This window comes from Stenotrophomonas maltophilia group sp. Smal17 (assembly GCF_030237045.1).
Taxonomy (GTDB): Bacteria; Pseudomonadota; Gammaproteobacteria; order Xanthomonadales; family Xanthomonadaceae; genus Stenotrophomonas; species Stenotrophomonas forensis.
The window spans coordinates 44,531-62,110 of the sequence record NZ_JASJSU010000012.1; the positions used below are offsets into that span (position 1 = coordinate 44,531).

Sequence of the window (17,580 nt, forward strand, 5' to 3'; positions counted from 1 at the left end):
TGCCGAATCTGCGTGGTGTTTTGCCGGAAAGTAGGCGGCGGCTGCCGGAATCGTGCCCGGCCCGAAGCTGTGTGCCCGCTATAACTGGACGCGTGGAGCTGACGCCAGACTCTGCAAATGTGAATGTGATCTTCATCACATAATTGTTTGCAATATGTTATGGTCGTCACAGTTATATGTGCCTGACCAACCGGGGACAAGGGACGAAGCAGATCGCCACGGACCCGGCGGAACACGCAGTCATGTGTGCCGCCGCACCGGGGAATTCGTTGCTGGTCACCCACTGACCTTCGGCCCGGCAAGGGTCGACGACGGGGAAATCAACCATGTGGCAGTCGACGACGTCGCGCGAAAGCGCGGGCGGTGGATGCGTTCATCCCAAAAAACGTGCCCGGGCAGGGCGATCCAGCGGATGGCTGAGGGCCGGCCTGCTGGCCCTGTTGTCGCTGACGATGCCGTCGCTGGCCTGGGCCGCCGCCTACGCCACCGGCGGTAGCAGCCCGTACCGCAACACCGTGCTGTGGCTGACCTGGGGCGGCGGTGCCAATGGCGTGAACAACGTCGCACTCAATGATGGCGCGATGTCGTCCATCGACATGCCGGTCGCGGCCGGGGTGAACCTGCGCGTTGATTGCCGTTTGAACACGGCCGAGACCAATGTGCTGCGCAGCTATCGCCCCGGCAACTTCGGTGGTGACAGCCTTGACGACCTGTACAACATCGGCGGTACCGGCACGGCCAACCAGCTGATCGCCGGTATCGCACGTGCCAGCGGCACCTCCAGCTTCAGCATCACCTGCACCTCGACCTTGGGCGGCGCCCCGTACCGCCTGCGCGGCGTGGTGATGGCCGACGCCGAGTCGATCAACAACAGCGGCGAGTTCGTCGAGGCCAGCGCGCAGGGCACCTGGAACGTGGTCGAGGTCCGCAAGAACCTGGCCAACGCCACGCCGTACCTGGTCAACAAATCGACCAGCGGTGCCAACCAGGTCATCCGTTTCGGCCCCGGCAACGACGACAACACGGCAGCGGTCACCTTCCTCAGTTTCGACAACGCCGCACACGCGCCGGGCAACCTGGCGGTGAACATGGGCTTCTCGATGCGCGGCGGCGGCACCACCGCGATCGCGATCGGCCTGCTGGTGCCCTACGCCGACTTCGGCGACGCGCCGCAGAGCTATGGCGACGCCATGCACGTGGTGGACGATCTGCAGTTCCGTTCCGACGGCATCCCGCAGGGCGCCAGCAACTTCAACATCAACACCGCAGGCTACACGCCCGGTGGCCTGGCGGCGCCGTTGACCGACTTCCTCGGCAGCCTCGGCCCGGATACCGAGCAGCGCAGCAGCTACAGCCTGGATGCGCTGGGCGATGACAACTTCCCGCAGGTGGGAAGCCGCGAAGAGGATGCCTGGCCGACCAGCTACCGCCTGACGGTGATGCAGGCCGGTACCCAGATCAATCAACCGGTCGCCTGCGTGGGCAATGGCAGCGTGGCCGGCTGGATCGACTTCAACCGCAATGGCGTGTTCGATGCCAACGAGCGCAGCGGTATTGCGGCCTGTAGTGGTGGCCAGGCGAACCTGACCTGGACCGTGCCCGCCCAGGTACTGGCGGGTACCAGTTACGTGCGCCTGCGCTACTCCACCAACGCGGTCCAGATCCAGAACCCGACCGGCGTGGCCGACGACGGCGAGGTTGAGGACCACCGGATCACCATCACCGCGCCGTCGCTGAAGGTGGTGAAGAGCAACAATGCCACCGGCGGCATCTGGAATTATGGCCAGGCCGGCACTGAGTACACGCTGACGGTGAGCAACACCAGCGATGTGCCGACCGGCAATCCGCCGAATGTGGCGGCGGGCACGATCACCGTGCGTGACCAGCTGCCGGCCGGCATCGCGCCGAACTGGAGCGGCACGCATGTCAGTGGCAACTGGAGCTGCACCGCCAGCGGCCAGGACGTCACCTGCACCAGCACGCAGGTCCTTGCAGCGGCAGGCAGCGCTGGGTCCAGTTCGGTGTTCACCCTGCCGGTGACCGTCACTGCAGCGGCGACCGGCGTGTTGACCAATCACGCCAGTGTCGGCGGTGGCTACGACCCCTTCAACAGCGGCAATGCGCCCGCACCGGGCGCCAGCTGCACCGATGCCGACCACTGCACGCGCAGCGACGTGACCGTGCCGGTGACCCGCGTGGGCTATGCCAAGCGCTCCAACACGGCCGGCCCGGTCGCGGTGGGCACGACGGTGAGCTACACCGTCGATGTCACCGTGGCCGATGGCAACACCCGCGACCTGTTGACGCTGACCGATACCCTGGGCACCGGCCTGGATTTCGCCAGTGTCAGCAACGCCGGTGCATTTACCTGCAACGCAGCCAATCCTCTGGTGTGCACGCTGCCGGCCGGCACCGTGCCCGGCACCTACAGCCTGAGCTACACGGCCACCGTCAATGCGCAGGCCAGCGGCCAGGTGGTCAACACCGTGGTCGGCACTGGCACCGATAACCCCACCTGCAGCAGCAACTGCACCACCACTACGCCCGTGGCCGCGCCGAGGATCTCGGTGTCCAAGGCCAGTAGCACCGCCGGCCCGGTCGCGATCGGTGATGCGGTGGCCTATACCGTGACGGTCGTGGTGGCCGACGCGCGCACCCGCGCGGTGACCACGCTGACCGACACGCTGGGTACCGGTTTGGATTTCGGTGGCATCACCAACGCAGGCGCTTTCAGCTGCGCACCGGGCAATCCCCTGGTCTGCACGCTGCCGGCGGGCACCGTTCCGGGCAGCTATGCGTTCTCCTATACCGGCATCGTCAATGCACAGGCCAGCGGCCAGGTGCGCAACGCGGTGGTGCCCAGCGGCACCGACAATCCGTCCTGCGTGGGCAGCTGCGATACCACCACGCCGATGGCCAGCGCGCTGGTGGTGTATGCCAAGCAGGCGTCCACCGGTGGTCCGGTGCGGATCGGCGACGTCATCGACTACACGCTGAGTGCGACCGTCACGCGTGCGCGCACCACCGGCGTGGTCACCCTGACCGATACCCTGGGCAGTGGCCTGGACTTCGGCGGCGTCAGCAGCGCCGGCATCTTCACCTGCAATGGCACCCAGCCACTGGTGTGCACGTTGCCGGCCGGCACCGTGCCGGGCACTTACAGCCTGACCTACCGCGCCACCGTCAACGCGCAGGCCAGCGTCAGTGTCCGCAATGCCGTGCTTGGCAGCGGCACCGACAATCCGTCGTGCAGTGCCAACTGTGACACCACCACCCCGGTGGCGGCACCCGGCGTGAGCTATGCCAAGTCGGTGAGCGGCACCGGCCCGGTCTCGGTGGGCGATCGCCTGACCTATACGCTGACCACGGTGGTGACCAACTCGCGCACCACCGATGTGGTGACCCTGACCGACACCCTGGGTACGGGCCTGGACTTTGGCGCTGTGACCAGTGCGGGCGCCTACAGCTGCAACGCGGCCAATCCGCTGGTCTGCACCCTGCCTGCGGGGACCGTGCCGGGCAGCTACAGCCTGTCCTACACCGCGGTGGTGAACGCGCAGGCCAGCGGCCAGGTCACCAATGCCGTGCTGGGTAGCGGCGGCGACAATCCGTCCTGTACCGCCAACTGCGATACCACCACGCCGGTCACCGGCAGTGAGATCGACTATCGCAAGACTTCGGCAGCGGCGGGTCCGGTCAAGGTCGGTGACAGCATCGCCTACACGTTGACCGCCGTCGTCAGCCACTCGCGCACCACGGCGGTGTTCACCCTGACCGATACGATGGGCCCCGGCCTGGACTTCGGCGCGGTGACCGCCAGCCAGGGCTTCAGCTGCAATGCCGCCAATCCGCTGGTGTGCACGCTGCCGGCCGGGACCGCGCCGGGCACGTATACGGTGGACTACACCGCGAAGGTGAACGCGCAGGCCAAGGGCAGCGTGAGCAACGCGGTGCTGGGGGGGGGTACCGGTACCACTACGTGTACCAGCAACTGCAGCACCACCACCCCGGTGCTGGCAGCGGTGGTGACCTACCGCAAGCAGTCCTCCACCGTCGCGCCGGTTGGCGTCGGCGATGCGGTCGACTACAGCGTTGAAGTGACCGTCGCGAACTCGCAGACCACCGATACGCTGGTGCTGACCGACACGCTGGGCGTGGGCCTGGACCTGCAGTCGGTCACCCAGCCGGGACCGTTCACCTGCAACGCCAGCAATCCGCTGGTCTGCTCGCTGCCGGCCGGCACCGCGCCGGGCACCTACACGCTGGGTTATCGCGCGCTGGTCAATGCACAGGCCAATGGCAGTGTGCGCAATGCAGTACTGGGCACCGGCGGTGACACGCCCACCTGCAGCGGCGACTGCAGCACCGAGCACGCGCTTGCAGAACCGCGCGTCGTGCTGGAGAAGCAGGCCGGCCCGGCCAGTGGCACCGAGGTGCGTCCTGGCGACAGGCTGCGCTATACCCTGGTCGCCACGGTCGAGCGCGCGTCCCTGCGCAAGCCGCTGCAGCTGGTGGACACGCCCGATGCCGGACTGAGCATCGAGAGCCTGCCGGCCGGATGCGTGCAGCAGGGAACGGACATCGTGTGCACGCTGCCGGCGGGAACCTCGGTTGGCCGCCACGAATGGGTCTACCAGGCGATCGTCAATCAGGAAGCGCGTACCGAAGTGCTGAACCGCCTGCGCGGGCAGTACCCGGATGGCTCGCCGCCGCCCGAGTGCACGACCTGCGAGACGCGCCACAAGGTGGTGTCCGATTTCGCGCTGCGCATCACCAAGACCGCGAGCCCGCGCCGGGTGAAGGTGGGCGATCTGGTGCGCTACCAGCTGGTGGTCGAGAACGTCGGCAGCAGCCACTGGCGCGATGGCGTGGTGGTCGATACGCCGCCGCCGGGTTTCAGCTACGTGGACGGTTCGATGCGCGTGGCCGACGATGACGGTGCGTTCTCGCTGGCCAGCAGCCAGTCGCCGCTGCGCATCGGCGCGGTGGATATCGCGGTCGGCCGCAGCGCCACCATCACCTACCTGCTGCGCGTCGGCGCTGGCGTACGCAGTGGCAATCACGTGAACCAGGCCGTGGCGACGGCCGATGATGGCAGCCCGCTGTCGAACATCGCCACCGCCGAAGTGGCGATGGATGCCGACCCGCTGCTGGAAGACAGCCTGGTGTTCGGTACCGTGTTCGATGACCGCGATGGTGACGGCTGGCAGGACAGTGCCGAACTGACCGGTGTGCGCGTGCAGGGTGGCTTCGCGCCCTCGGCCTATGTGGCCGGCTCGACCACGCTGGATCGCGGCGATGGCCCGCAACCGCTGGCCGATGCCAGCGCACCGCTGCTGCACGGCGTGCAGATCGGCACGGTGCACGGCCGCGCGTCGACGTCCGACAGCGCCGAGGCACATCAGGTGGTGGTGCGGCAGCGCTTGCGCGAACTGGCTTTCACCGATGACTTCGTGCTGGAAAGCGCGCAGGGTCACCGCCTGCGAATGGACGCACAGGGCGGCACGGACGTGCAGCGCGGTGGGGAGGCCGGCAAGGGCCTGACCGCCGCCGAGCCGACCGTGCGCCGCGAGATCGCGCGCGTTTCCGAGGGCTATGAAGTGGCCTACGTGATCGGCAACGAGGGCATCCAGGAGCAGGGCATCCCGGGTGTGCGCCTGGCCACGGTGGAGGGCCTGCTGGTGGAGACCGATCCGTTCGGCCGCTATCACCTGGCCGACGTCCATGGCGGTGATGCGCGCCTGGGCCGCAACTTCATCATCAAGCTGGACCCGGCCACGGTGCCGGCCGGTGCGGAGCTGACGACCGAAAATCCGCTGCTGCGACGGGTGACCCAGGGCGTGCCGACGCGCTTCAGCTTCGGCGTGCGCCTGCCGCCGTCGCCACAGGCGCCGGCCGAGCGCATGGAGCTGGCTCTGGGCGAAGTGCTGTTTGCCCCGGGCAGCAGTGAACTGCGTGCCGACTACCGCCCGGTGCTGGTGAAGATGGCCGAGGTGGTGAACCGCTACCAGGGCGGTGATGTGGTGATCGCGGCCAATGGCGAAAGCCAGGCGCTGGCCTTCGCCCGTGCCGCGGTGGTGCGCGATGCGCTGCAGGCCGAAGTGGCCGAAGGCGCGCGCGCTGGCCTGACCGTGCAGCTGCGCACCGATGTGCAGGACCCGCATTCGCTGCTGGCCGGTGTCGATGCGAATGGCGCGTTGCTGGGCAACGTCCTGTTCGACACTGACAAGGCCACCGTGCGTGAGGAGTTCAAGCCGTTGCTGGCGGCGATCGCCGCGCGCCTGGAGAAGATGGGCGGTGGCCAGGTCAGCCTGGTCGGGCACACCGATGTGCGCGGCAGCCATGCCTACAACCAGGCACTGGGCCTGCGCCGTGCCAGCGCCGTGTTCGAGGCGCTGCGCAGCCAGCTCAGCCCCGCCGTGCAGCAGCGCCTGCGCGTCCGCAACGAGGAGAGCGCCGCTACCCGTGCGGCCGCCCGCCAACAGGAGGCCCGCCGATGAGCGCGCATCACTCTGCCGCCCGTCGTGCGGCCCGCCTGCCACGTGCCGCGCTGTACCAGGCGCTGCTGCTGGGCCTGGCCGCTACCGCCCAGGCCGCCCCGCCCACCGCCGAGCCGGCGCCGATCCGGTGTGACGGCACCCAGTGCAATGCCGAGGGCGAACTGTTGTTCAGCCTGCGCTCGCGCAGCTACGACGAGCCGGTGACCGAGGGAACGTCCACGCGTTCCAGCTCGCAGGCGTTGCAGCCGGATCGCCGGGTCAGCGTGGCCATCGATGAGCCGGGCAAGGCCACCGTGCGTGGCGAGTTCATGATCCGCCTGCCGGAAGGTGGCGCGATCTGGGCCACCGAAGACCCCGCGATGGGCCAGCCGGAACTGTCGGTGTCAGCGCCGGGCATGGTGGCCTTCGACGAGGGGCGCATCGTACGTCCGGTCGAGTTCTACGTGCGCGGCAACTACACCGCCTTCATCCAGCGCCTGGAAGTCAGTGTCTACCGCGGCAGCGACTCCGACCGGGTCGCGCCGCTGGCGACGTTTGAACTGCCGGTGGCCGCCGTTGCACAGGGCACCTGGGATGGCACCCTGCCGGCATCGACACCGCTGCGTCGCGGTGACCGCCTGGTCTACGTGCTGCGTGCCTTCGACGCCGAGGGCAATGTCGATGAAACCACCGCGCAGTCGATGCAGCTGGTCACTCCGGCGGAGTTCGAGCGGGGCAACCAGCAGCTGCGCGATGCGCTGGAAGATCGCCGCGGCACCGCTGTCGATGCCAATCAGGCGGCATCACTGTCGCTGCTGCAGCAGGTGTTCGACAGCAACGGCCTGCGCCAGCAGAACATTCCGGTATACGGCTCGCGGGTGCGCCTGCGTGGCCGCGACCTGCCGCTGGGTGCCTCGTTGAAGATCAACGGCGACAGCTATCCACTGGACCAGGATCGCAAGTTCGCCGCCGAGTACCTGATGCCGATCGGCCACCACGCCTTCGATGTGCGTGTCGAGCGGCCGGATGCACCGGCCATCGCGCGTACGCTGCAGGTCGATGTCAGTGGCCAGTACCTGTTCGGTGTCGGCCTGGCCGACATCACCGTGTACCAGAACAAGGCCAGCGGGGCAGGGCAGGACCTGGCACGCGGCGAGCGCAACGACGATGTTCTCAGCGATGGCCGCCTGGCCTTCTACCTGAAGGCCAAGACCCGTGGCCGCTACCTGCTGACCGCGCAGGCCGATACCCAGAATCGCCCGCTGGACGAGCTGTTCACCGGCTTTACCACCGCCGACCCGCGCGACCTGTTCCGCAGCCTCGATCCGGACCTGTATTACCCGACCTACGGCGATGATTCGCTGACCCAGCGCGACGTCGACAGCATGGGGCGCTTCTACCTGCGCATGGACTGGGACAAGAACCAGGCGTTGTGGGGCAACTACAACACCGGGCTGACCGGCACCGAGTACGCGCAGTACGTGCGTTCGCTGTACGGTGCGGCGTTGTCGTGGCGCTCGCGCGGTGCCAACGCCTGGGGCGACGCGCGCAGCGAGCTGCGCCTGTTCGGCTCGCAGGCCGAGACCGCGCCCGGCCACAGCGAGTTCATCGGTACCGGTGGCAGCCTGTACTACCTGCGGCACGCCAGCATCCTCAGTGGCTCGGACCAGGTGGTGCTGGAAATCCGTGACCGCACCACCGGGCGCGTGGAGCAGCGTGTACCGATGGTGCGCGGTGCCGACTACGAGATCGACGCCCTGCAGGGCCGCATCCTGCTGACCCGCCCATTGGCGCAGGTCAGCCGCGAGAACCTGCGCCGGATCAGCCGTGATGTGCCGCTGGATGGTTACGAACAGCGCCTGATCGTGGATTACGAGTGGGTGCCGACCGGGTTCGACAGCGATGACATCACCGCGGGCGTGCGTGGCAAGCACTGGTTTGGCGATCATGTCGCGGTGGGTGCCACCTATGTGGACGAGCAGCGCGCCGGCCAGGACTATTCGCTGAAGGGCGCGGACCTGACGTTGCAGGCCGGCCGTGGCACCTATCTGAAGGTCGAACACAGTCGCAGCGAGGCGACCAGTGCACCGGTGTTCTTCTCCGACAATGGCGGCCTCAGCTTCAGCCGCCTGAATCCGGAAGGGCCGCGCGAAGGCGAGGCGACTGCTGTCGAGGCACGCGTCAACCTGCGTGAGCTGGGCTGGACCCAGCGCGACTGGAGCGCGGGTGCCTGGTGGCGGCAGGTGGACGGTGGCTATTCGGTCGGGCGCTTCGATACCGGTCAGCGGGTGCGCGAACAGGGCGCCGAGCTGCTCGGTTATGTGACCGACGACTTCAGTCTGTACGCACGCTACAGCGAGGCACGTCGCGGTGCGCAGTCGCTGATCCAGGCACAGGCCACCGCCGAATGGCGGATCGGTGAGAACGACCGCCTGTCGGCCGAGCTGCGCCGGGTGCAGGAGGACCGCGGCAGTGGCAGCAACGTGGCCGGCGTGCTGGCTGCAGCACGCTACACCCACCGCATCGGCACGTCGCTGGATGTCTACGGTGGCGGCCAGCTGACCGTGGACGACGACCATGGCCGCTATGCCGACAACGATGCGGTGGTGGCCGGCGGCACCTGGACCTTCGCCAACCTGTCCACTGTCGGTGCAGAGGTGAGCGATGGCGACCGTGGCACGGCCGCGCAGGTCAATGCCGAGTACCGGCTGACCCCACAGCACAGCTTCTATGGTGCATTCACCCAGTCGACCGACCGCAGCGAGTACGACCCGCTGTTCAGCCCCAACGCGCAGGATGGCTGGACGCTGGGCCAGCGCTGGCGGTTGTCCGACCAGGTCAATGTGTTCAACGAAAGCCAGTTCCTCAAATCCGGGCAGGAGTCCGGGTTGGCGCACACCTTCGGCATGGATTTCTATCCGGCGGTGGGCTGGAATGCCGGCTTCACGCTGAGCAATGGCAAGCTCGACGCCAGCACCGGGCAGGTCGATCGCAAGGCGGTGAGCCTGTCCGGCGGGCGGACCTCGCCGGGCACCGAATGGCAGAGCAAGCTGGAGTGGCGCCGTGACACGGGCGCGGAGCGGCGCACGCAGTGGGTCAGCACCAACCGGCTGAGCCATCGCCTCAACGACAGCTGGCGGATCGCGGCGCGCTTCAACTACGCCGACACCGATGATGCGATCAATCCGGTGGCGGGCGCGCGCTTCATCGAGGGCAACCTCGGCTTCGCCTATCGCCCGTGGGACAACGATCGCTGGGCGCTGTTCGGCCGTTACAGCTACCTGTATGACCTGTCGACGATGGGGCAGGTCAACGGTGTCGACTACGACCAGCGCACCCAGGTGCTGTCACTTGAGGGCGTGTATCGCATCGACCAGCGCTGGGAAGTGGCGGCGAAGGCGGCCCGCCGCGAAGGCGAAGTGCGCTATGGGCGCGGTACCGGTCCGTGGTTCGACTCGGCCACCAACTTCGCCTCCGGCCAGCTGCGTTACGACCTGTACTACCAGTGGCATGGGCTGCTGGAGTACCGCCTGCTGGACGTGCGCGACGGCGGTACCCGCCAGGGTTGGCTGGCCGGTGTCGACCGCGATATCGGGCGTAATTTCCGCGTCGGCGTGGGCTACAACTTCACCGATTTCAGCGACGACCTGACCAGGTTCGACTACACCCATCGCGGGTGGTACCTGAACCTGGTGGGGCGTTACTGAGCACCGCTGCCGAGCATGGACTCGGCGCTACAGGAACGGATGCGCCGGGCCAAGCCCGGCGGATTCTCAATCCTGCTTCAGCAGCTGCACCAGCTGGCGCAGGCGGTAGGGCTTGGGCAGGAACTCGACCTTCTCCGGCAGCGGCGGAAGCTGCGAGCGCGCGTAGCCGGATGAGAGGATCATCCGTGCCTGCGGCTGTTCGCGCGCCACGTGCTCGCTCAGCTCGATACCGGACATGCCGTTGGGCATGCTGACGTCGCTGAACACCACATCGAAGCGCGCTTCGCCCTTGAGCAGCTCCGCGGCCTCGTGGCCATCGGCGGTGGTGGCCACCTCGATGCCGAAGTCGCGCAGGGCCAGGCCGATCATCTCGCGAAGATCGGTCTGGTCCTCCACCATCAGTACGCGGATCGGGTCATCGGTCATCGGGTGCTTCCTCTGTTGCGGGGAGCAGCAGGCTGACCGTGGTGCCAACACCGGGGGTGGTGGACACGTCGACGAAGCCGCCGCTCTGGGTAGTGAATCCGAACACCTGGCTCAGGCCCAGGCCGCTGCCCTTGCCGATGTCCTTGGTGGTGAAAAACGGTTCGGTCGCCCGCTCGGCGATGTCGGCGGCCATGCCGTGGCCTTCATCGCAGACGCTGAGGGTGACATAACCGCGTTGCAGCGTGGTGTCCGCATCCGGGTCGAGGCGGTGTTCCAGTGCCGTGCCGATCAGGATGCGGCCGCCATCGACGGTGGCCTCCACGGCATTGGCCACCAGGTTGGCCAGCGCGGTCTGCAGCTGCAGCGCATCGGTGCTTACCGGCGGCAGGCCCGGAGTGAGGCGCGCGTCCAGGGTCACCGTGGGCGGGCAGGCACGCTGCAGATCCGGCAACCACTGCCGCACCAGCGCGTTCATGTCCAATGGCTCGCGGATCAGGGTCTGGCCGGTGCTGAAGGCCAGCAGCTGGCGGGTCAGCAGGGCGCCGCGGTCGGTCGCGGCCTGGGCGGCATCGAGCAGTTCGGCGGCGCGCAGGTCGTCACCGCTTACGCGCAGTGACAGCAGGTCCAGCGCGTTGCCGATGGTGGTCAGCAGGTTGTTGAACTCGTGCGACAGGCCACGGCTGAGCCGGCCGACCGTCTCGAACTGCTGTGTGTTGCGCAGTGCACGCTGGGCATCGCGCAGCAGGCGCTGTGCCTGCCATTGCTCGGTGATGTCGCGGGTGATCTTGACGAACCCGAGCAGTTCGCCGCCCTCGATGACCGGTTCGATGACCACGCTGGCGCGGAACGAAGAGCCGTCATGGCGCACCCGCCAGCCCTCGCTGGCGACATGGCCGTGCTGCGCCGCGAGGCGAAGCAGGCGTTGCGGCTCACCGGCATCGCGCTCGGCCGGCAGGTAGAAACGACCGAAATGCGTTCCCACCACTTCGTTGGCTGAATAGCCCTTGATGCGTTCGGCGCCCGGGTTCCAGCTGCAGACGATGCCTTCGGGATCAAGCAGGTACAGCGCATGATCGCGCACGCTGTCAATCAGCAGTCGCAGTTGTCGGGAAGGGTCCGTCAGTACGGACGTCGTAGAGGCTGCAGCGTCCACGTGGAAATAAGTGTTACCCCTGTGAGGGACGTGAAGCTAGGCATTGAAGTGTGAAGGATGCGTGCAGGTGCGGCACGTGCCAAAGGTCCTGTGCGGCTGAATGCGACACGGAGTACCATCACCCACCCTTTGCCCTCTGGAGCCGACCTGCATGCGTCCTGGTGCGACCACGCGTGACCGCTGGATCTGGATGACCTCCGCTGTACTGCTGGCAGCCACCATCGCCCTTGAGCTGGTGGTGCCGCTGGGCTATGCGGTTTGGCTGGCCTATTTCCTCGCGGTAGGCGTGACGGTGTTCCAGCGCAGCGCACGGGTGCCGTTCATCGTCGCCGCGGTCGCCTGCGTGCTGCTGGTGATCGGCTTCAACGTGGCGCCGGCCAGCAACAATTCGTCGTTCTCGTTCGTCAATCGCAGCATCGGCGGTTGCGCGTTCCTGATGATCGCGTTGATCGTCTCCCGCGCCATCGAAGCGCGGCGCCAGGCCATGCGCGCGCTGTGGCTGCAGGAAGCAGAAAACGCGGTGGCAATGAGCCTGCGTGGCGACCTGGGGCCTGAGCAGATTGCCGAGGCGGCGGCTACCCAGCTGGGCAGCCAGCTGCAGGCAGACATTGGCGCGGTGTACCGGATCGAAGGTGGGCGCCTGCAGCTGACCGGTGGCATGGCGTTGCCGTCGGGCATGCCGGCGTCGCTGGCATTGCAGGAAGGCGTGGCCGGACAGGTGGCCCGGGATGAACGCATCCGGCATCTGCACGGCGGTGACGCCGCCGTGCTTGAACTGCAGACGAGCCTGGGGCGGCTGCCGGTGAGCGAGCGCATCCTGGCGCCGATCAGCAACGACGGCGCCGTGGTCGGGGTCATCGAACTGGGCCGCGCCCAGGCAGGCGGGCAGCGCGACCTGGATCGCGAGCTGCTGGAACGCTGCGGCGAGACCATCGGCATGGCCCTGCGGGCATCGCTGCTGCGTGCACAGCTGGTGGTACTGCTGGAGGAATCGCAGCGCCAGGGTGAGGAACTGCAGGCGCAGCAGGAAGAACTGCGGGTGGCCAACGAGGAACTGGAAGAGCAGAGCCGCAGCCTGCTGCAGTCGCAGAGCCACCTGGAAGAACAACAGGCCGAGCTGGAGCAGAGCAACGTCCAGCTGGAAGAGCGCACCCACGAGCTGGAGGCGCAGAAGCAGGCGCTGCTGGTAGCGCAGGGCCAGCTGGTGCGCAACAGCAACGAACTGGCGGCCACCTCGCGCTACAAGTCCGAGTTCCTGGCCAACATGTCGCACGAACTGCGCACTCCGCTGAACAGCTCGCTGATCCTGGCCAAGCTGCTGGCCGACAACAAGGACGGCACCCTGACCGACGAGCAGGTGAAATATGCGCGCGCCATCCTGTCGTCCAACAATGACCTGCTGGCGCTGATCAACGACATCCTGGATCTGTCGCGCATCGAGGCCGGCCACGTCGAGCTGGCCGACGAAGTGGTAGTGGTGGACAGCGTCGTGCAGCGCCTGCGCGAGACCTTCGAGCCGATGGCCCGGCAGAAGGGCCTGGCCCTGCAGATCGAGGCCGATGCGCTGGCGCCGAGCCAGCTGGTGGCCGACAGCCAGCGCCTGCAGCAGATCCTGAAGAATCTGCTGGCCAATGCGCTGAAGTTCACCGAACACGGCAAGGTCAGCCTGCACGTTCGTGCTGCGGGAAGTGGCCGCATCCGCTTCGAAGTCGCCGATACCGGCATCGGCATTGCCCGCGAGCAGCTGCAGGTCATCTTCGAAGCATTCCGCCAGGCCGATGGCAGTACCCGCCGCCGTTACGGCGGCACCGGCCTGGGCCTGTCGATCTCGCGCGATCTTGCCGAGCGCATGGGCGGTAGCATCCACGTCGACAGCGAGCCGGGCCGCGGCAGCTGCTTCATCCTGGAGCTGCCGCTGCAGGGCGCGCCGGTAGCGGCGTCGGCTGAAGCGCCGGCCCCGGTGTCCACCGCGGCTTCGCCGCAGCCCGTGGCAGCGGTCGCCGCACGTACGGTTGCCGCGCCTGCGGTCGCCCCGGCGGCAGCGCCGGCCATCGCCAATGTGGCCGATGACCGCGGTCGCCGCCAGCGCGCCGGGCGCTTGATCCTGGCGGTCGAGGACGACGCCACCTTCGCCGAAGCGCTGGTGGTGCTGGCCCACGAGCTGGATTTCGACTGCGTGGTCGCGACCACGGCCGAGGAAGCCCTGTCGCTGGCCGCGGAACTGCGCCCCAACGGCATCCTGCTCGATATCGGCCTGCCTGATGTGTCCGGCCTCAGTGTTCTGGAACGCTTGAAGCGCAATCCCGACACACGCCATATTCCGGTGCATGTGGTCTCGGCGATGGACCGCGGCCAGGTGGCGCGTGAGCTGGGTGCGATTGGTTTTGCGATCAAGCCGACCACGCGCGAGCGGCTGGTGGCGGCCATCGAGCAGCTGGAGCAGACCAGCCAGCGCGATGTGCGGCGCCTGCTGATCGTCGAAGACGACAGCGAGCTGCGCCACAACCTGGAACTGCTGCTCGGCCGCGAGCAGCTGCAGATCATCGCGGTGGGCACCCTGGCCGGCGCGCTGGAGCAGCTCAGCACCGTCACCTTCGATTGCATGGTGATGGATCTGTCGCTGCCCGATGGCAGCGGCTACGACCTGCTGGAGCACATGGCCGGCAACGACGATGTCGGCTTCCCGCCGGTGATCGTCTACACCGGCCGCGCGCTCAACCGCGAGGAAGAGCAGCGCCTGCGCCGCTATTCGAAGAGCATCATCATCAAGGGTGCACGTTCGCCGGAACGCCTGCTGGACGAAGTGACCCTGTTCCTGCACAGCGTCGAGGCCAGCCTGCCGACCGACCAGCAGCGCCTGCTGCGCGAAGCACGGCGCCGCGATACCGTGCTTGATGGCCGCACCGTGCTGCTGGCCGAGGACGATGTGCGCAACATCTTTGCCCTGTCCAGCGTGCTTGAGCCGCTGGGCGTGACCCTGGAGATCGCGCGCAATGGCCAGGAGGCGGTGGACCGCCTGGCCGAGCGCGAGGTCGACCTGGTGCTGATGGACATCATGATGCCGGAGAAGGACGGCCTGGCGGCGATGCGCGAGATCCGTGCGCAGCGCCACCTGCAGGACCTGCCGATCATCGCGCTGACCGCCAAGGCGATGCCGGACGACCGCGAGCGCTGCCTGCAGGCCGGTGCCAACGATTACATCGCCAAACCCATCGACGTCGACAAGCTGGTCTCGCTGTGCCGCGTCTGGTGCTCGCGGCAATGAACGAGCAGGCGCTGTTCGACCTGGAGCTGAAAATCCTGCTGGAGGCGCTGTACCAGCGCTACCACTATGATTTCCGCAGCTACGCGGTGTCGTCGCTGCGCCGTCGCATGCGCCAGGCCATGCAGCGCTACGAGTGTGATCGCCTGGTCGATCTGCAGCACCGCCTGCTGCATGAGCCGGAGCTGTTCGCCCAGGCCATGCAGTTCTTCACCGTGCAGGTCTCGGAGATGTTCCGTGACCCGGCCTATTTCCGCGAGCTGCGCGAACAGGTGGTACCGGTGCTGCGCACCTATCCCTCGGTGAAGCTGTGGGTGGCCGGGTGCAGTACCGGCGAGGAAGTGTGGTCGCTGGCGATCCTGCTGCACGAGGAAGGCCTGCTTGAGCGCAGCATCGTCTATGCCACCGACATCAATCCGGCGGCACTGGCCACCGCCGAAGCCGGTGCGTATGGCATCGACCGCATGGCGCAGTTCAGCCGCAACTACCTGGCGGCGGGCGGCACGGCATCGCTGTCGGACTATTACGCCACCGCCTACGATGGCGCGGTGTTCGACCGCCAGCTGCGCCGCAACGTGGTGTTCGCCGACCATAGCCTGGCCACCGACACCGTGTTTTCCGAAGTGCACCTGGTGTCGTGCCGGAACGTGCTGATCTACTTCAACCGCGACCTGCAGGACCGGGCGGTCGGGTTGTTCCGCGAGGCGCTGGTGCACCGTGGTTTCCTCGGCCTGGGCAGCAAGGAATCGCTGCAGTTCGGGCATCACCACGATGCCTTCGACGTCTGCTCGCGCGAACACCGCCTGTACCGGAAGGTGGCCTGATGATGGTGCAGGCTCGCCCTGCGGTAGTGGTGGTGGGAGCGTCGGCGGGAGGCGTTGCCGCGTTGCAGGCCGTGCTTGGCGCACTGCCGCCCAGGCTGCCCGCGCCGGTGCTGGCCGTGCTGCACCTGCCACGCGATCGCTCCAGCCGTATTGCCGAGGTGCTGGCGCCGTACTGCGCGCTGCCGGTGCGCGAAGCGGAGGACAAGCAGCCGCTGCAGCCGGGTACCGTGACCTTCGCACCGCCGGACTACCACCTGCTGGTGGAAGACCCCGGTACGGTGGCGCTGTCGGTCGACGCGCCGGTGTTGTTCTCGCGTCCGGCCATCGATCCCCTGTTTGAATCCGCGGCTGCCGTGTTCGGTGCGCAGGTACTGGCACTGTTGCTGACCGGTGCCAGCAGCGACGGCAGCGAAGGTGTTGCCGCGGTGCGCGCCGCGGGCGGCCGTGCCTGGCTGCAATGCCCCGAGGAGGCCGAAGCATCGATGATGCCGGCCTCCGCCCTGCAGCACGCCGGCGCCGACGCCGTGCTGCCCCTTGAATTGATGTGTCGTCGCCTGAAGGAGTTGTTTGCATGAACCTGCTGCCACCGGACCCTGCGCAGTCGCAGACCCCGGTCAACCTGCTGATCGTCGATGACGTGCCGCAGAACCTGGTAGCCATGCAGGCCCTGCTGCAGCGCGAGGGTGTGAACCTGCTGCTGGCGGGCTCGGGTGCGCAGGCCTTGGAGCTGCTGCTCGAGCATGAGGTCGCGCTGGCCCTGCTGGACGTGCACATGCCGGAGATCGATGGCTTTACCCTGGCCGAGCTGATGCGCGGCTCGCACCGCAGCCGCACGGTGCCGATCATCTTCCTGACCGCCTCGCCGGACGATCCAGTGCGTGCGTTCAAGGGCTACGAAACCGGTGCGGTGGACTTCCTGCACAAGCCGGTGGCGCCGCAGGTGATCCTGAGCAAGGTCAATGTTTTCATCGAACTGTACCAGCAGCGGCAGTTGCTGAAGGCGCGCAATGAAGCGCTGGAGCGAGCGCTCAAGCTCAATGAGACGATGGCCGCGGTGCTGACCCACGACCTGCGCACGCCGCTGTCGGCCATCCTGCTGTGTGCCGACAAGCTGGCACTGGAGCTTCCCGAGGACAACGCCGGTGCACAGCAGACGCTGCAGTACCTGGAGGCCAGCACGTTGCGCATGGCGCGGATGGTCGAGCAGCTGCTGGATTTCTCGCGGATCCGCAGTGGCGGCCTGCGGCTGCAGGCCAGCGCCTGCGACCTGGCCGAAGTCACCCATGCGGTGATTGCAGAAGCGGGCAGCGCGCACGGTCATGAGCGCATCCGTTTCGACGCCATCGGCGATACCCGCCTGCAGGGCGACATGGACCGGCTGGGGCAGATCGCCGCCAACCTGGTCGGCAACGCGTTGACGCATGGCAGCGAGGCCCTCGTGCAGCTGGATGGACGCGATGCGCGCACGGTGGTGATGCGGGTCAGCAACACCGGCCACATCGATGACGCGCTGTTGCCGCGCCTGTTCGAGCCGTTCAAGGCCAGCTTCCACCAGAGCAAGGGCCTGGGCCTGGGCCTGTACATCGTCGATCAGTTCGTCCGGGCCCATGGCGGCCATATCGGTGCGCGCAACGAGGCGGGGCAGGTGGTGTTCGAAGCGAGGCTCCCGCGCCGGTGGGACGGTACCGGCGTCGTCGCAAGCTGAATTCTTCAGGCAACGCGCGCCCGC

Annotated in this window: 8 protein-coding genes; 6 read left to right on the forward strand and 2 right to left on the reverse strand. The window is 67.4% G+C overall.

From position 1 onward, the window contains the following. The first annotated feature begins 440 nt into the window (after positions 1–440). Both QRO93_RS05655 and QRO93_RS05660 read left to right on the forward strand, forming a co-directional pair. Positions 441–6,500 carry a CshA/CshB family fibrillar adhesin-related protein gene (locus QRO93_RS05655; RefSeq protein WP_258010833.1) on the forward strand — a complete coding sequence of 2,020 codons (6,060 nt, stop codon included), beginning with the start codon at positions 441–443 and terminating at the stop codon, positions 6,498–6,500. Beyond that, positions 6,497–10,186, forward strand: coding sequence for a hypothetical protein (locus tag QRO93_RS05660; RefSeq protein ID WP_180878148.1), 3,690 nt, complete (start codon positions 6,497–6,499; stop codon positions 10,184–10,186). Before QRO93_RS05655 ends, QRO93_RS05660 begins: the two co-directional genes overlap by 4 nt. 66 nt (positions 10,187–10,252) lie before the next feature. Here QRO93_RS05660 and QRO93_RS05665 read toward each other — a convergent pair whose 3' ends face one another. After that, positions 10,253–10,612: a response regulator gene (locus QRO93_RS05665; RefSeq protein WP_053449578.1), complete on the reverse strand. Its 360-nt coding sequence runs from the start codon at positions 10,610–10,612 to the stop codon at positions 10,253–10,255. Next, positions 10,602–11,765: a nitrogen regulation protein NR(II) gene (locus tag QRO93_RS05670; RefSeq protein ID WP_164087095.1), complete on the reverse strand. Its 1,164-nt coding sequence runs from the start codon at positions 11,763–11,765 to the stop codon at positions 10,602–10,604. Before QRO93_RS05670 ends, QRO93_RS05665 begins: the two co-directional genes overlap by 11 nt. Positions 11,766–11,916: 151 nt before the next feature. Here QRO93_RS05670 and QRO93_RS05675 point away from each other — a divergent pair, with 151 nt between their 5' ends. Genes QRO93_RS05675 through QRO93_RS05690 form a run of 4 tightly spaced genes read left to right on the forward strand, consistent with a single transcriptional unit; the run spans position 11,917 to position 17,556 of the window. After that, positions 11,917–15,030, forward strand: a complete 3,114-nt coding sequence (locus QRO93_RS05675) for a response regulator (RefSeq protein WP_180878147.1) — start codon at positions 11,917–11,919, stop codon at positions 15,028–15,030. After that, a complete protein-coding gene (locus QRO93_RS05680; protein ID WP_006436197.1) occupies positions 15,027–15,851 on the forward strand; it encodes a protein-glutamate O-methyltransferase CheR in 825 nt (274 codons plus the stop codon). The genes QRO93_RS05675 and QRO93_RS05680 overlap by 4 nt, the downstream gene beginning before the upstream one ends. Next, positions 15,851–16,426 carry a chemotaxis protein CheB gene (locus tag QRO93_RS05685; RefSeq protein ID WP_164241098.1) on the forward strand — a complete coding sequence of 192 codons (576 nt, stop codon included), beginning with the start codon at positions 15,851–15,853 and terminating at the stop codon, positions 16,424–16,426. The genes QRO93_RS05680 and QRO93_RS05685 overlap by 1 nt, the downstream gene beginning before the upstream one ends. Beyond that, entirely contained in the window at positions 16,423–17,556 is a 1,134-nt protein-coding gene (locus QRO93_RS05690) for a hybrid sensor histidine kinase/response regulator (protein ID WP_053510080.1), read from the forward strand. The genes QRO93_RS05685 and QRO93_RS05690 overlap by 4 nt, the downstream gene beginning before the upstream one ends. The last annotated feature ends 24 nt before the right edge of the window (positions 17,557–17,580 follow it).

Excerpts from the sequence above, each read along its gene's own strand:
- QRO93_RS05660 (WP_180878148.1), top strand. The coding sequence starts at position 6,497 with ATGAGCGCGCATCACTCTGCCGCCCGTCGTGCGGCCCGCCTGCCACGT.
- QRO93_RS05665 (WP_053449578.1), bottom strand. The coding sequence starts at position 10,612 with ATGACCGATGACCCGATCCGCGTACTGATGGTGGAGGACCAGACCGAT.
- QRO93_RS05675 (WP_180878147.1), top strand. The coding sequence starts at position 11,917 with ATGCGTCCTGGTGCGACCACGCGTGACCGCTGGATCTGGATGACCTCC.
- QRO93_RS05680 (WP_006436197.1), top strand. The coding sequence starts at position 15,027 with ATGAACGAGCAGGCGCTGTTCGACCTGGAGCTGAAAATCCTGCTGGAG.
- QRO93_RS05685 (WP_164241098.1), top strand. The coding sequence starts at position 15,851 with ATGATGGTGCAGGCTCGCCCTGCGGTAGTGGTGGTGGGAGCGTCGGCG.
- QRO93_RS05690 (WP_053510080.1), top strand. The coding sequence starts at position 16,423 with ATGAACCTGCTGCCACCGGACCCTGCGCAGTCGCAGACCCCGGTCAAC.